Origin of the sequence: Nitrospirillum goiasense (genome assembly GCF_034427435.1) — a bacterium.
Classification (GTDB): domain Bacteria; phylum Pseudomonadota; class Alphaproteobacteria; order Azospirillales; family Azospirillaceae; genus Nitrospirillum.
The window spans coordinates 470,543-484,056 of sequence record NZ_JAXQNP010000004.1; the positions used below are offsets into that span (position 1 = coordinate 470,543).

Sequence of the window (13,514 nt, forward strand, 5' to 3'; positions counted from 1 at the left end):
ATCACAGCGGGGGCGCCCGTTCACCGCTACAAGATCAACCTCCCCGTGCCTCCAGGATCGCGGCCCAATGCCAACCACGCCCGTCGAGATCTCCGCCGCCCGCGCCCGCCACCTGTGGCTGGCGGCCCAACGCCTGCTGGACGTGGCCCCCTTCGGCGCGGGGCCGGAGGCGGTGGCGCGGGCGACCGCGCACCTGGGCTATGTCCAGATCGACACCATCAACGTCATCGAGCGCAGCCACCACCACATCCTGCAGACGCGCATTCCCGACTACATCCGGGGGGACCTGGCGGCCGCGCAGTCGGTGGACAAGTCCGTCTTCGAATACTGGGCGCACGCCCTGGCTTACATCCCCACGGCCGACTATCGCTACTTCGCGCCCGACATGCGCCAGATTCGGGATAATCCGCCGCCCCACTACGCCGCTATCAACCGGCGCGACTACGCCGCCCTGCTGCGCCGCATCGGGGAGGAGGGGGCGCTCAGCATCCGCGACATCGACGATGAGGTGCTGGTGGAGAAGGAGCATCTCTGGGCCAGCCGCAAGCCGTCCAAGCGCCTGCTGAACTTCGGCTTTTACAACGGCGACCTCGCCATCTCCCGCCGCGACGGCATGCTGAAGGCCTATGAGCTGACCGACCGCCATTTCGGTTGGGAGCGGCGGCCCCGCCCGGCGACGCCGGGGCAGGTGGCCGACTATCTGTTGACCCGGGCGCTGCGCAGCCAAGGCGTCGTCAGCCTGGAGTCCATCTGCTACGGCAATCCCAGCCTGAAGGCCCAGGTCCTGCCCCTGATCGAGAAGGCGGTGCGCGCCCGCCGCTTGGCGCCGGTGATCCTCGCCGGGGCGGAGAAGGTGCCCCATTGGGCCGAAGCCGCGGTGCTGGAAAGCACGCTGCCGCCCGTGCCGGCCCACCTGGTGCACATCCTGTCGCCCTTCGACCCCCTGGTCATCCAGCGCAAGCGGCTGGAGGCCATCTTCGGCTACGCCCACCGGTTCGAGGCCTATGTGCCGGCGGCCAAGCGGGTGCTGGGCTATTTCGCCCTGCCGGTGCTGGTGGGGGATGAGATCGTGGCCGCGCTGGACCTCAAGACCGACCGTCAGGCCGGCCGCCTGCTGGTGCAGCGCTGGACCTGGATGGTGCCAGAACGGCCAGCCCTGAAGACCGCCATCGAGGAAGCGCTGGGCCGCTTCCAGCGCTTCCAGTTGGCGCCCCAGGCGGCCGCGCCATCAGTCCTGACGGCTTGAGGGCAAGGTTTCCAGCAACGGCCGGGCCAGCTGCAACACCTGATAGATCACCGCCGTAGGCGGAAGGCCCGTCGGTTCCTCCGCGGTCAGGCGGATACGGGTCAGTGTCCAAGTGCGGGCGTCCACGCCCACGGCGGCGGCAACGACATCCGCCCCCTCCGCCACCTCGCGGTTTTGCGCGATCTCATCCGTCCACAACCGGCCCAGGGCCACGTCCACACCGATGGGCGCGTTGTCCACCACGGCGAAGCGGGCGTCGCGGGCGGGGCCCTTGCGCGCGTCCAGCGCCACGCGCACGTCAATGTCGGCCCGGCCGAAGGTGTCGGTAACGGTCTTGTAGCGGTCCTGCACCAGGAAATCGCGGAAGGCCGCATCCTGCCGCCACAGGTACAGGGCGGAATAAGCGTTGGCGATGGCGCCGTGCCGCCCCGCCTGGCGCAACAGGAAGCCCTTGAAATACAGGTCGGGAATGGCGGCCCAGCGCTCGGCATTGGCGGCGGCCCGCCGGTGCAGGATGTCCAGGTCGTAGTCGGCCGTCAGACGGTGGCTGTAGTGCGCGATCAACATCGGTGGTTCCTCCCATGGCTATGATGCGGGGGAGGATAGCGGTGCCTTGATGATCACATAACCGTATGAATTCCTATTTCAGAGATTTCAATTTGAAATGATTTGGCAGCCGAGCGCCGCGAGGAATTGGCCAAGCCCCGCATGACGCGGTCGGCGACTTCACTTAAGGTCGTCTTGGCTGACAGCTGGTGCGATGGTATCGCACGCAATAGGCTCAAGCTGTTTGAGGGCGTGATGCGGGTGTTGGTGGGGGCGGTGATCGGTCTGGTAGTGGCGGTGGCCGGCGCTGCCTTCGTGCTGGGTCGGGGGAAAGAACAGGCGCCGCTGCCGGCCACCGCCCAGGCCGACTCCATCCTTATCGAAAAGAGCCGCCACCGCCTGACCCTCTACCGCGACGGACAGGTCTTGCGCAGTTACGCCGTGGCCCTGGGCAGCGGCGGGTTGGATGCCAAAACGCGGGAGGGCGATAGGAAAACGCCTGAAGGGCATTACCACATCGACAGCCGCAATCCTCACAGCGCCTTCCACCTGGCCCTCCACGTCAGCTATCCCGAAACCCAGGACGTTGCCGCCGCCAAGGCGCGTGGACAGGATCCGGGCGGGGAGATCATGATCCACGGCATCCGCAACGGCATGGGCTGGCTGAGCGGTTGGCACCGTGTGATGGACTGGACGGCGGGCTGCGTGGCCGTCACCGACACGGAGATCGAGGAAATCTGGCGCGTGGTGCCGAATGGCACCCCGGTGGACATTCAGCGATGAGCGCTCCGTCTCAAGGCTGAAGGATCAGGACCAGATAGGTGCAGGGCCGGTCGCCCCGGTTCTCGAACACGCAGTCCGCCGGCGGGCCCAGTTCCAGGCTGTCGCCGGCCGCCAGGCGGTGCTCGATGTCGCCCTCGGTGAAGGTCAGCTCGTTGGTCAGCACGTGGATGATGTGGCGGGTGAAGGCGTAGGCCGAGGCGGGGAAGGGCACGCGGGCCCCCGCCGGCAGGTCGATGTGCACCAATTCCAGCGGCAGCTCGGACCCCGGCGGTGGTGCCACCAGGCGGCGGACATAGCCGGTGGCGGGGTCGCGCCAACTGCGCTGCTCCCCGGCGCGCAACAGGCGGCGGCGGCCGTCATCCTCCGCCCGGGCCAGCAGCGCCGATAGGGTCATGCCGAAGGCGCCCGACAGCCGGCCAAGGAGGGAAGCGGTGGGGCTGCTTTCCGCCCGCTCGATCTTGTTGATCATGGCGCGCGACACGCCGGCGCGGTCCGACAGGTCGGTCAGCGACCAGCCGCGCGCCTCACGCTCCACCCGGATGCGGGCACCCAGCCGCGCGTCCAGCTCATCACCGTTTCCCGTCATATGCTGACCGAACCCCACTTGCCGATAGCGGCATCGTATCACATAGTGGACGCGATGAAACTATAGTGAACGGATCGCCCATCATGACCCAGACCGTTACCATCCGTCCCGCCACCCTGGACGATCTGGAAGGCATCCGCGTCATCTACAACCACGCGGTGGCGCACACGACGGCCATCTGGAACGAGGTGCAGGTGGATCTGGAGAACCGGCGCCAATGGTTCGAGGCGCGCCTGGCCCGGAATTTCCCGGTGCTGGTCGCGGTGGCAGAGGGGGAGGGGCAGGGGCAGGTGGTGGGCTACGCCGCCTATGGCGACTGGCGGCCCTTCGACGGTTTCCGCCATTCGGTGGAGAATTCCGTCTATGTGGCGCCCGAGGCGCAGGGGCGCGGGGTGGGGCAGGCGCTGCTGCGCGCCCTGGTGGATTGCGCGCGGGAACGCGGCATCCATCGCATGATCGCGGCCATCGCCAGCGAGAACGCCATTTCCATCGCCCTGCACGCCAAGGTCGGTTTTCGCACCGTGGGCGTCTTTTCCGAGGCCGGCACCAAGTTCGGCCGCTGGCTGGACCTGACCTTCATGGAGCTGGTGGTAGGAAGAGGCCAGCCGACCTGAGGCCGGCCCCGTCCTCCCCAGGCTTCAGCCCATCGTGGGGATCACGAAGCTGGCGCCCTCCTTGGTGCCGGAGGGCCAGCGCGAAGTGACCGTCTTGGTCTTGGTGTAGAAGCGCACGCTGTCCGGGCCATGCTGGTTCAGGTCGCCGAAGCCCGAGCGCTTCCAGCCGCCGAAGGTGTGGTAGGCCAGCGGCACGGGGATGGGCACGTTCACGCCCACCATGCCCACGTTCACCCGGCTGGTGAAATCGCGGGCGGTGTCGCCGTCGCGGGTGAAGATGGCGACACCGTTGCCATAGGCATGCTCATTGGGCAGGCGCAGGGCCTGCTCATAGCTGTCGGCGCGGACCACCGACAGCACCGGGCCGAAGATCTCGTCCTGGTAAATCTTCATGTCCGTGGTGACGTGGTCGAACAGGCTGCCGCCGATGAAATAGCCGTTCTCATGCCCCTGCATGCGGAAGCCGCGGCCGTCCACCAGCAGCTTGGCACCCTCCTTGACGCCCGTGTCGATATAGCCGCGCACGCGGTCCAGCGCCTGGCGGGTGACCAGCGGGCCATAGTCCGCCCCCTCGTCGGTGGACAGGCCCACGCGCAGGGATTCCACGCGCGGCACCAGCCGTTCCACCAGGGCGTCGGCCGTGCCCTTGCCCACCGGCACGGCCACCGAGATGGCCATGCAGCGTTCACCGGCGGAGCCGTAGCCGGCGCCGATCAGCGCGTCCACCGCCTGGTCCAGGTCGGCGTCGGGCATGATGATCATGTGGTTCTTGGCGCCGCCGAAGCACTGGGCGCGTTTCCCATGCTGGGCCGCCGTGGCGTAGATGTAGTTGGCGATGTCGCTGCTGCCGACGAAGCCCACGGCCTGGATGCGCGGATCGGTCAGCAGCGTGTCCACCGCCACCTTGTCGCCGTTCACCACGTTGAAGATGCCCTCGGGCAGGCCGGCCTCCAGGAACAGTTCCGCCAGGCGCAGCGGCACCGACGGGTCGCGTTCCGACGGCTTCAGCACGAAGGCGTTGCCGCAGGCGATGGCGGGGGCCGCCTTCCACAGCGGGATCATGGCCGGGAAGTTGAAGGGCGTGATGCCGGCGACCACGCCCAGGGGCTGGCGCATGGAATAGACGTCGATGCCGGGGCCGGCGCTGTCGGTGTATTCGCCCTTCAGCAGGTGGGGGATGCCGATGGCGAATTCCGCCACCTCCAGCCCGCGCTGGATGTCGCCCTTGGCATCGGCGATGGTCTTGCCATGTTCGGAGGACAGCAGCCGCGCCAGGCTGTTCATGTCACGGTTCACCAGGTCCACGAACTTCATCAGCACGCGGGCCCGGCGCTGCGGGTTGGTCGCGGCCCAGGCCGGCTGCGCCGCCGCGGCGTTGGCGATGGCCGCCTCCACCTCATCCTGGCCGGCCAACGGCACCTTGGCCTGCACCTCGCCCGTATTGGGGTCGAACACGTCGCCGAAGCGGCCGGACGTGCCGGCGACGGCGCGCCCGCCGATGAAATGGGTCAATTCCCGGGCCATGGGCCTTCCTCTCCTGCTGTGGGACCGCTGTTGTTTTGCGGAAGTTAAGCATTCATATTCCTGCACGTACAGGGCGGATATTCGCCATTGGTTGTGCATGGATTCCCACATGGAAAGCTCTTTTGACTGGGATGCCCTGCAATCCTTCCTGGCCGTGGTCCGTGCGGGCAAGCTGACCGCCGCCGCCCGGCGCATGGGTGTGGACCATTCCACGCTCAGCCGCCGCATCGCCGATCTGGAACGCACCCTGCAGACCCAGCTGTTCACCCGCAGCGTCCAGGGCTATGCCCTGACCCCGCAGGGGGAGAAGCTGCTGGCTTCGGCCCAGGCCATGGAATCCGTGGCGCTGGGCATCCTGGGGGAGGTCGCGGGCTCCAGCCTCAAGGTGGCGGGCACGGTGCGCATCGGCGCGCCCGACGGCTTCGGCACCGTGTTCCTGGCGCCCCGACTGGGCGACCTGGGCGCGGCGCACCCGGATCTGGTGGTGGAACTGGTCACCACCCCCCGCCTGTTCAGCCTGACCAAGCGCGAGGCCGACATCGCCATCGGCCTGGCCCCGCCGCGTGAGGGGCGGTTGCATGCCCGCAAGCTGACGGATTACCAGCTGGGGCTGTACGCCTCCGTCGATTATTTGGAGCGCCGGGGCGCGCCGCAGCGCCGCGCGGATCTGCGCGACCACCGCCTGATCGGCTATGTCGGGGAACTGATCTATGCGCCGGAGCTGGATTACATCCCCCTCATCGAAAAGGATCTGGTGCCCAGCATCACCAGTTCCAACCTGTTGGCCCAATACCACATGACCCTGGCGGGGCAGGGGCTGTGCGTCCTGCCCTGCTTCATGGCGGCGCAGGAGCCGCGCCTGCGGCGGGTCCTGCCCGACACCGTGTCCCTGGCCCGGTCCTTCTGGCTGATCGTCCATTCCGACCTGCGCGCCCTGGCGCGGGTGCGCATCACCTCCGACTTCATTGTCGAGGCGGTACGGGCGGAGCGCCCGATCTTCCTGCCGGACGCTTGAGCCTGGCCCGACCGGAACTTTGCCGCGCCACCGCCGGTTTCCTTCCGCAGTCAGGAGGGAGACTATCCAAAATGACCACGACGCAGAACATGGGCGGCGACACCACCCCGGCTGTCGAATTGAACATCAGCCCGGAAAAGGTCTGCTTCATCATCGTCAAGGCGCGGGAGTTCGATGTGAAGGTCGACCCGGTGGAGCCGGACCCCGGCTCCAACCCCGCCGACGATGGTGAGCGCGCGGTGCTGGAGGATTACGCCGACGACCCCACCCAGGCGGAACTGGTGGGGGCCATCACCTCTCTGAACGAGGATGAGGTGGTGGACCTGATCACCCTGGCCTGGATCGGCCGGGGTGACTACATAGCCACCGAATGGGAGGAGGCGCGGGCCCTGGCGGCCGAGCGTCATCGGGAGGGATCGGCCCGCTATCTTATCGGCATCCCCACCCTGGGCGATTTCCTGGAGGAAGGCTTGGCCGCGCTGGGCCACTCCTGCGAGGAGTTCGAGGTCAACCGCCTGTGAGCGCGGGAGGCATTGCCCCCGGAACCATTACGGGGGCGTGCCGATTGACTGTCCGTCGGCGCTGACAGTGCCGACCAGCGAAGATACCCGTCCCATCCCGGAGGAACACCATGGGCTTGTTCACCAAGGACATCGAGACCATGAACGACCTGTTCGTTCATCAGCTGAAGGACATCTATTACGCGGAAAAGCGCATCCTGAAGGCGCTGCCCGACATGATCGAGAAGGCGACCAACCCGGAACTGAAGCAGGGCTTCCAAACCCATCTGCGCGAAACCGAAGGCCAGATCAGCCGGCTGGAGCAGGTGTTCCGGCAGCATGGTGTGGAGCCGGAGGCCGTGAAGTGCCCCGCCATCGACGGCATCATCGATGAGACGGACGACATCGCCGGCGACGTCGATGACAAGCAGGTGCTGGACGCCGCCCTGGTCGCCGCCGGGCAGGCGGTGGAGCACTACGAGATCTCGCGCTACGGCACGCTGGTGACCTGGGCCAAGCTGCTGGGCCGCGACGATTGCGCCGCCCTGCTGCACCAGAACCTGGAAGAGGAAAAGGCCACGGACGAGAAGCTGACCATGCTGGCCAAGTCCCACATCAATGCCATGGCCGCCGAATAAACACCGTCCGGCGCGGCCCCTTTTCCTTGTGGGGCCGCGTCAGCCGGAGCCTGCCCGTTCCAACAGTCCCTCCTTGGCCGCCCCCTTCGCCATCGCGCGGGGGGCGGCCTTTTCGTCACTGTGTCCCGCTTACCGACGTCCCGCTTACCGATGGCGCCCCGGTTGGCCAGCGCCTCGGCGAAGGTTTCCCCCAGGCCAGGGCCGTCTTGTCCTTGATGACGTCCCACAGGCTTTGCCACCGCTCGCGCCGCTCCTCCAACGGCATGGTCAGCGCGTGGCGCAGGGCCGCCTGGATTTGATCGGGATCATAGGGGTTGACCTGCAGGGCGGCCTGCAACTGGGTGGCGGCGCCGGCGAAGCGGGACAGGACCAGCACCCCAGGATCCGACGGGTCTTGCGCCGCCACGAATTCCTTGGCCACCAGGTTCATACCATCGCGCAGGGGGGTCACCAGGCCCACCCGGGCATGCCGCATGTAGCTGGCGACCGTGTTGCGGGTGCTGCTTTGCGTCACCAGCTTCAGCGGGGTCCAGTCGGGATCGGCGTAGGCGCCGTTGGTGGCGCCCGCGATCTTCTCCAACTCCCGCAACAGGCTGCGATAGGCCTGCACCCCCTCGCGCGACTTGGCGGCGATCTGCAGGAAGCTGACGCGCCGGCGCCAGTCGGGCTCCGCCGCCAGGAACTGCTGATAGGCCATCAGCCGCTCCGCCAGGCCCTTGCTGGGGTCCAGCCGGTCGACGCCCAGCACCAGGGCGCGGTCGCGCAGGTTGTGGGCCAGGTCCTGGGCCGGCGCCCGTTGCATGGCCGTTTCGGTGACGCGCGCGAACTCCCGCGCGTCGATCTCCACCGGAAACACGCCCAGGCGTATGGTGCGCTCCCCCAGCCGCAGGCCCGTCCGGCCCACGCGCCGGGCCCCGGCGTACTGCGCCGCCGTCTGGGCGAAATGCTCCGCATCGGTCGCGGTCTGGAAGCCGATGAGGTCGGCTGACAGCACGTCGTGCACCAAGGCCAGCAGGCCCTCCGATATCGCGGCCACCACCGGCGGGGGGAAGGGGATGTGCAGGAAAAAGCCTATGGGGTTGGACACCCGCAGCTTGCGCAGGGCCGCCGGCACGGCCAGCAACTGGTAATCCTGCACCCAGATCAGGTCACCGCGTTTCAGCAGCCCCTTCAGCGCCTGGGCGAAGCGCACATTCACCGCGCGGTAGGTTTCCAGCTCATGCGGGTGGAAGCGCACCACGCCGGGCAGGATGTGCATCAAGGGCCACAGGACGCTGTTGGAGAAGCCGAGGTAGTATTTGCGGTGTTCTTCCGGCGTCAGGTCGATCATGGCGCAACTGACGCCCTGGCGGTCGACGATGCGCGGTTCCGCGCCCGGCTTCTCGGTCAGCGCGTCGCTCCACCCGAACCATAGCCCCTTGTGCCGCCGCAAAAGGTCGGCCAGGGCCACCACCAGGCCACCGGCCTGTGGGGTGCCGGCGGCCGGGACCCGGTTGGAAACGATGACCAGGCGTTTCATGGATGCCCCCTGAATGGTGTCTGCCCACCCAGGCAACATTCCAAGGCCGTCCCGGTTCCCGCGACCGGCGGAAAAACGCGCGCCGGTTCAAGGGTTTCCCATCAGATCCTCAAAGCCCTCAGCCGACCAGGAACGGCCGCACCACCGCCAGGAACTCCGCCAGCCGGTCATGATGCGGCCAGTGGCCGGCATCGGGGATCAGCGCCGTGCGCCCCTGCTTGAACAGGGCGGCGGCGCCGTTAGTCTCCGGGTCCTGCACCCAGCTTTTGGCGCCGGTGACCAGCAGGGTGGGGCAGGCGACGGCCGCCCAGAGGTCCGTCAGTTCATCCACGCTGATGCGGAAAGGAAAGGCGGTGCGGACGTAGTTGTCGAATTTCCAGCTGTAGGTGCCGTCCTCGTTCCGGTGCAGGCCGTGGACCGTCAGGTGGTGCGCCTGCTCGGCCGACAGGAAGCTGTTCTCCGCCTGCATGCGGGCCTCGGCCTCCTCCAGCGTCTGGTATTTGCGCGGGCCGCGGGCGGACAGTTCGTGCACCTTCTCCACCCAGGCGCGGAAGCGCTCGGGCAGGGGCTTCTGTTCCCGCAATTCCTGCAAGGGCCAGGTGCCTTCCACCACCGCCAGACGCTCCACCAGCTCGGGATAGAAGCTGGCCAGGAACAATGACGCCGCGCCACCATAGGAATGGCCCATGACCACGACCTTGCGGCCGGCCCGCTGGCGCAGCAACTGCACCAGGTCGGCCACCACCTCCGCCAGGGTGTAGGCGCCGCCCGGCGACCAGGCGGAATCGCCATGGCCGCGCAGGTCGGGCGCCAGGATGTGGAAGTCGCGCACCAGCTCCTCCGCCACCCAATCCCAGCTGCGGCAGTGATCGCGGCCGCCATGGACCAGCAACAGCGTGGGCTTGTCCTCACGCCCCCATTCCACATAGTGCAGGCGCAGGCGGTCGGAGAAATAGAAGCGCGACACAGGCCCGTTCATTGGCTTCTTCCCTGTCTTGTTATGAGGGCGGAATGATCGCCGCCCTTGGTTTATCGCTCAATCCCGCGCGGCGATGGACTCCCGCTCCACCTCCGGCGACACCCAGTCCAGCATCAGCCGGTTCTGCCGCCGCGCCAGCAGCACGGCCATCTCCGGATCGCGGGCCAGGATGGCGTCCACGATGCGCAGGCGGCCCGTGCGCCAGTGGGCGCAGCGGTCGGGATGCCCCTGGAAGACACGCAGGTTGGCATCGCGCTGGCCGAATTCGAACAGGGTGCGATGAAACAGCTCCAGGGCCGGGTTGCCCGCCATGCGCATCAGGATGGCGTAGAGCGCCACCTCGTCCCGCACCACGTCGGCCGCCAGGTAGGTCACCTCCCGGCGGTCGACCAGATGCTGGCGGAACTCCGCCAAATCCAGCCGGGCGTCCACCGTGTCGGTCAGCGCCGCCAGGCGCGCGGCCTCCACATTCACCAGCTGGAAGGCGTCCAGCACGTCGCGCACCGTGGTCTGGCGCAGCCGCAGGTACAGCGCCGCCGCCTGGGTGACGGCGCCGATATCGGGCCGCCGGCCGTAATAGCCGCCGCCATTGCCCCGGCGGACCACCAGCAGCTGCTCCTGCTCCAGGATGCGGGCGGTCTGGCGCAGGGTGGGGCGACTCAACCCATACCGGGCCAGCAACTCCTCCTCCGAGCCCAAGGGCGCGCCGTCGGGCAGGGCCAGGATCTCGTCACGCATCCGCCGCGCCGCCTGGGCCGGCGCCCCACCCCGGGATGGTTGGGTTCGGGACGTCTTTGCAGTCTGGGTGGTCACGTTGCTAGGTTCACAGGTACCGGTTTGGGGCTGATGGGCCCGCGGATCGCGCCGGATCATTTCAGGATTGGCGGTAACAGGCAACCTTTCGGGCCTCCACCCTTCGACGCACCAGCCGCGCCCCCGGGGGGCTCCCGGTTGGCCCAGGAGCATTCGCAAACTTCGCAATACCCCTTTCCAGCCTTCACTCCCTTTTCCTAGCCAGGCACAATGGATAGCTGAATAATCCCCCCAACCATCGATCTTCGCTTGCCCGTCGTCACCCGTGGGGTGCAGGCGCGCACATCATTTGCGGACCCGGCACGGCCCGGGTTCCCGTCGGCGCCGGCGGGAAGACGCCAATAATCCTGGAGAGGACGAGCCCATGTCCGAGTTCACGTACGAGAACATCCTGGTCGAGGTGCGCGGCCCCGTGGCCCTGATCCGCCTGAACCGGCCCAAGGCGCTGAACGCCCTGTCCGACGGCCTAGTGACGGATCTGCAGCACGCGCTGGACCGGCTGGAGGATGACGACGCCATCGGCGCCATCGTGGTGACGGGCAGCGAGAAGGCCTTCGCGGCCGGTGCCGACATCAAGGAGATGAAGGACAAGTCCTACATGGACGCCTATCTGGGCGACTTCATCACCAAGAAGTGGGGCCGGCTGGCCACCTGCCGCAAGCCGACCATCGCGGCCGTCGCCGGTTACGCCCTTGGGGGTGGCTGCGAACTGGCCATGATGGCGGACATCCTGCTGGCGGCGGACACCGCCAAGTTCGGGCAGCCGGAAATCACCATCGGCACCATCCCCGGCGCTGGCGGGACCCAGCGCCTGACCCGCGCCATCGGCAAGGCCAAGGCCATGGAACTGGTGCTGACCGGCCGCATGATGGACGCGGCGGAGGCCGAGCGCGCCGGCCTGGTGGCGCGCATCGTGCCGGCGGCCGATCTGGTGGAAGAGGCCGTGCGGGTGGCGGAGAAGATCTGCGGCTACTCCCGCCCCGCGGTCATGATGGCCAAGGAGGCGGTGGACCGGGCGTTCGAATTGACGCTGGCCGAGGGCCTGCGGTTTGAGCGCCGGCTGTTCCACTCCACCTTCGCGCTGGAAGACCAGAAGGAAGGCATGAGCGCGTTCGCGGAGAAGCGCCCGCCCCAGTTCAAGGGCCGGTGAGGGAACGCCACACCGGCGGGGCCCACCCGTCCGACATGCGGTGGGCCGTTCACAGCATCGGGATCAGAACATGCGTAGTGCCGTCAAAGTGGGGGGCGCCCGCTCCTGGGATGAGGAAAGCCTGGCCCGGCTGGTCGCCATGAACGCGGCCGGGCACGGCGACCGGGAAATCGCCCAGGCGTTGGGCCGGACCGTGGCGTCGGTCCAGCACAAGCGCCACCTGTTGCGCTTGGCCACCCCCGTGGATCACCGCCGGGGACGCCGCATGCGCCTGGACGACGCGGCAGCCGCCCCCCTCTGAGCCCGCCCCCGGCCGCCCCGGCAATGATCGTCCGGCCTGCCGCCCAAGCACGTTATTTTCGGCGTGCCTGGGGGCGGATTCGGTTTCGATCTGATCCCGCCGCTAGGCAGCTTTGAAAATCCGCCGTACCACCTCGACCCTAAAATGCATGACCGTATCCGGCCGGTGGATCGGTTAGGCTACCGTCCTGGGGACACGAAGGCTTGAGAAGATGACGTTCACGATAAACCGCACCTCCAATCCGACCGACGCCGCCACCCTGGCGCGCATCCTGGAAAACCCGGGCTTCGGCAAGGTGTTCACCGACCACATGGTGACCATCCGCTGGACGGAGGCGCAGGGTTGGCACGACGCCACGGTCACGGCGCGGGTCCCGTTCTCGCTCGACCCGGCCTCCGCCGTCCTGCATTACGCCCAGGAAATCTTCGAAGGCATGAAGGCCTACCGGGCGGCCGACGGTGGCGTGACCCTGTTCCGCCCCGACGCCAACGCCAAGCGCTTCCGGGAATCGGCCGAGCGCATGGCCATGCCCCTGATCCCGGAAGAGCTGTTCCTGGAGGCGGTGGAACAGTTGGTGCGCATCGACCAGGACTGGGTTCCCGGCGGTGAGGGCAGCCTGTACCTGCGCCCCTTCATGTTCGCGAACGAGGCCTTCCTCGGCGTGCGGCCGGCGTCGGAATACATCTTCTGCGTCATCGCCTGCCCGGTGGGCGCCTACTTCAAGGGCGGCGCCAAGGCCATCACCATCTGGGCGCCGGAGAACTACACCCGCGCGGCACCCGGCGGCACCGGTGCCGCCAAGTGCGGCGGCAACTACGCCGCCAGCTTGATCGCCCAGCTGGAGGCCAGCAAGCACGGCTGCGACCAGGTGGTGTTCCTGGATGCGGCGGAGCATCGCTGGATCGAGGAACTGGGCGGCATGAACGTCTTTTTCGTCCGCGACGACGGCAGCCTGCTGACGCCGCCGCTGACCGGCACCATCCTGCCCGGCATCACCCGCGACAGCATCATCCAGTTGGCCCGCTCCCTGGGCCGCACCGTGGTGGAACAGCCCTATTCCCTGGCGCAGTGGAAGGAAGACGCCGCCACCGGCCGCGTGCGTGAAGCGTTCGCCTGCGGCACCGCCGCCGTGCTGGCCCCCATCGGCACCGTGCGCACCACCCAGGGGGACTTCGTCATCGGCAATGGTGAGGGCGGGGCGACCACCGCCGACCTGCGGGAGCGTCTGGTCGGCATGCAGCGCGGCAGCCGGGCCCCGCTGGTGGAGAGCTGGGTGCGCCGGGTTATTTGATCGCCGGGT

The 13,514-nt window shown here is 67.9% G+C and carries 15 protein-coding genes; 9 read left to right on the forward strand and 6 right to left on the reverse strand.

The features are described 5' to 3' along the window. Positions 1-67 precede the first annotated feature (67 nt). Positions 68-1,246: a winged helix-turn-helix domain-containing protein gene (locus tag ULB03_RS23905; protein WP_322485587.1), complete on the forward strand. Its 1,179-nt coding sequence runs from the start codon at positions 68-70 to the stop codon at positions 1,244-1,246. Here ULB03_RS23905 and ULB03_RS23910 read toward each other — a convergent pair. After that, positions 1,229-1,813 carry a DUF4865 family protein gene (locus ULB03_RS23910; RefSeq protein WP_322485588.1) on the reverse strand — a complete coding sequence of 195 codons (585 nt, stop codon included), beginning with the start codon at positions 1,811-1,813 and terminating at the stop codon, positions 1,229-1,231. The genes ULB03_RS23905 and ULB03_RS23910 overlap by 18 nt on opposite strands. A 234-nt stretch (positions 1,814-2,047) precedes the next feature. On the opposite strand from ULB03_RS23910, the gene ULB03_RS23915 reads away from it, so the two are divergent. Further along, positions 2,048-2,575 carry a L,D-transpeptidase family protein gene (locus ULB03_RS23915; RefSeq protein ID WP_322485589.1) on the forward strand — a complete coding sequence of 176 codons (528 nt, stop codon included), beginning with the start codon at positions 2,048-2,050 and terminating at the stop codon, positions 2,573-2,575. Between the two features lie 10 nt (positions 2,576-2,585). Here the strand turns inward: ULB03_RS23915 and ULB03_RS23920 are convergent, their stop codons facing one another. Next, positions 2,586-3,161 carry a helix-turn-helix domain-containing protein gene (locus tag ULB03_RS23920; protein ID WP_322485590.1) on the reverse strand — a complete coding sequence of 192 codons (576 nt, stop codon included), beginning with the start codon at positions 3,159-3,161 and terminating at the stop codon, positions 2,586-2,588. Between the two features lie 83 nt (positions 3,162-3,244). Between ULB03_RS23920 and ULB03_RS23925 the strand changes: the two genes are divergently transcribed. Continuing rightward, positions 3,245-3,775, forward strand: a complete 531-nt coding sequence (locus ULB03_RS23925) for a GNAT family N-acetyltransferase (RefSeq protein WP_322485591.1) — start codon at positions 3,245-3,247, stop codon at positions 3,773-3,775. Between the two features lie 24 nt (positions 3,776-3,799). Here ULB03_RS23925 and ULB03_RS23930 read toward each other — a convergent pair whose 3' ends face one another. Continuing rightward, positions 3,800-5,299, reverse strand: a complete 1,500-nt coding sequence (locus tag ULB03_RS23930) for a CoA-acylating methylmalonate-semialdehyde dehydrogenase (protein ID WP_322485592.1) — start codon at positions 5,297-5,299, stop codon at positions 3,800-3,802. A gap of 109 nt (positions 5,300-5,408) precedes the next feature. Here ULB03_RS23930 and ULB03_RS23935 point away from each other — a divergent pair, with 109 nt between their 5' ends. The 3 genes from ULB03_RS23935 to ULB03_RS23945 all read left to right on the forward strand — a co-directional run bounded on the left by ULB03_RS23935 (position 5,409) and on the right by ULB03_RS23945 (position 7,452). Next, a complete protein-coding gene (locus ULB03_RS23935; protein WP_322485593.1) occupies positions 5,409-6,314 on the forward strand; it encodes a LysR family transcriptional regulator in 906 nt (301 codons plus the stop codon). A gap of 71 nt (positions 6,315-6,385) precedes the next feature. Then, positions 6,386-6,835 carry a DUF3775 domain-containing protein gene (locus ULB03_RS23940; protein ID WP_322485594.1) on the forward strand — a complete coding sequence of 150 codons (450 nt, stop codon included), beginning with the start codon at positions 6,386-6,388 and terminating at the stop codon, positions 6,833-6,835. Between the two features lie 110 nt (positions 6,836-6,945). Continuing rightward, complete coding sequence (locus ULB03_RS23945; protein WP_322485595.1) at positions 6,946-7,452, forward strand: YciE/YciF ferroxidase family protein; 507 nt, start codon at positions 6,946-6,948, stop codon at positions 7,450-7,452. 115 nt (positions 7,453-7,567) lie between these two features. Here the strand turns inward: ULB03_RS23945 and ULB03_RS23950 are convergent, their stop codons facing one another. From ULB03_RS23950 to ULB03_RS23960, 3 genes are all read right to left on the reverse strand, one after another. After that, positions 7,568-8,971: an alpha,alpha-trehalose-phosphate synthase (UDP-forming) gene (locus ULB03_RS23950; RefSeq protein ID WP_322485596.1), complete on the reverse strand. Its 1,404-nt coding sequence runs from the start codon at positions 8,969-8,971 to the stop codon at positions 7,568-7,570. A 118-nt stretch (positions 8,972-9,089) separates the two neighbouring features. Beyond that, positions 9,090-9,950, reverse strand: a complete 861-nt coding sequence (locus tag ULB03_RS23955) for an alpha/beta fold hydrolase (RefSeq protein WP_322485597.1) — start codon at positions 9,948-9,950, stop codon at positions 9,090-9,092. 57 nt (positions 9,951-10,007) lie between these two features. Beyond that, positions 10,008-10,916, reverse strand: a complete 909-nt coding sequence (locus ULB03_RS23960; RefSeq protein ID WP_322485598.1) for a FadR/GntR family transcriptional regulator — start codon at positions 10,914-10,916, stop codon at positions 10,008-10,010. Positions 10,917-11,127: 211 nt separating this feature from the next. Here ULB03_RS23960 and ULB03_RS23965 point away from each other — a divergent pair, with 211 nt between their 5' ends. The 3 genes from ULB03_RS23965 (at position 11,128) to ULB03_RS23975 (ending at position 13,505) form a co-directional block, all read left to right on the forward strand. After that, positions 11,128-11,913, forward strand: coding sequence for an enoyl-CoA hydratase (locus ULB03_RS23965; RefSeq protein ID WP_322485599.1), 786 nt, complete (start codon positions 11,128-11,130; stop codon positions 11,911-11,913). Positions 11,914-11,983: 70 nt separating this feature from the next. Then, positions 11,984-12,214 carry a hypothetical protein gene (locus ULB03_RS23970; RefSeq protein ID WP_322485600.1) on the forward strand — a complete coding sequence of 77 codons (231 nt, stop codon included), beginning with the start codon at positions 11,984-11,986 and terminating at the stop codon, positions 12,212-12,214. A gap of 211 nt (positions 12,215-12,425) precedes the next feature. Next, the gene (locus tag ULB03_RS23975) at positions 12,426-13,505 is read left to right on the forward strand and encodes a branched-chain amino acid aminotransferase (protein ID WP_322485601.1); all 1,080 of its coding nucleotides are present in this window, start codon (positions 12,426-12,428) and stop codon (positions 13,503-13,505) included. Positions 13,506-13,514 lie beyond the last annotated feature (9 nt).

Coding starts and splice junctions, on each gene's coding strand:
- ULB03_RS23905 (WP_322485587.1), top strand. CDS start 68: ATGCCAACCACGCCCGTCGAGATCTCCGCCGCCCGCGCCCGCCACCTG.
- ULB03_RS23910 (WP_322485588.1), bottom strand. CDS start 1,813: ATGTTGATCGCGCACTACAGCCACCGTCTGACGGCCGACTACGACCTG.
- ULB03_RS23915 (WP_322485589.1), top strand. CDS start 2,048: ATGCGGGTGTTGGTGGGGGCGGTGATCGGTCTGGTAGTGGCGGTGGCC.
- ULB03_RS23920 (WP_322485590.1), bottom strand. CDS start 3,161: ATGACGGGAAACGGTGATGAGCTGGACGCGCGGCTGGGTGCCCGCATC.
- ULB03_RS23925 (WP_322485591.1), top strand. CDS start 3,245: ATGACCCAGACCGTTACCATCCGTCCCGCCACCCTGGACGATCTGGAA.
- ULB03_RS23930 (WP_322485592.1), bottom strand. CDS start 5,299: ATGGCCCGGGAATTGACCCATTTCATCGGCGGGCGCGCCGTCGCCGGC.
- ULB03_RS23935 (WP_322485593.1), top strand. CDS start 5,409: ATGGAAAGCTCTTTTGACTGGGATGCCCTGCAATCCTTCCTGGCCGTG.
- ULB03_RS23940 (WP_322485594.1), top strand. CDS start 6,386: ATGACCACGACGCAGAACATGGGCGGCGACACCACCCCGGCTGTCGAA.
- ULB03_RS23945 (WP_322485595.1), top strand. CDS start 6,946: ATGGGCTTGTTCACCAAGGACATCGAGACCATGAACGACCTGTTCGTT.
- ULB03_RS23950 (WP_322485596.1), bottom strand. CDS start 8,971: ATGAAACGCCTGGTCATCGTTTCCAACCGGGTCCCGGCCGCCGGCACC.
- ULB03_RS23955 (WP_322485597.1), bottom strand. CDS start 9,950: ATGAACGGGCCTGTGTCGCGCTTCTATTTCTCCGACCGCCTGCGCCTG.
- ULB03_RS23960 (WP_322485598.1), bottom strand. CDS start 10,916: ATGCTCCTGGGCCAACCGGGAGCCCCCCGGGGGCGCGGCTGGTGCGTC.
- ULB03_RS23965 (WP_322485599.1), top strand. CDS start 11,128: ATGTCCGAGTTCACGTACGAGAACATCCTGGTCGAGGTGCGCGGCCCC.
- ULB03_RS23970 (WP_322485600.1), top strand. CDS start 11,984: ATGCGTAGTGCCGTCAAAGTGGGGGGCGCCCGCTCCTGGGATGAGGAA.
- ULB03_RS23975 (WP_322485601.1), top strand. CDS start 12,426: ATGACGTTCACGATAAACCGCACCTCCAATCCGACCGACGCCGCCACC.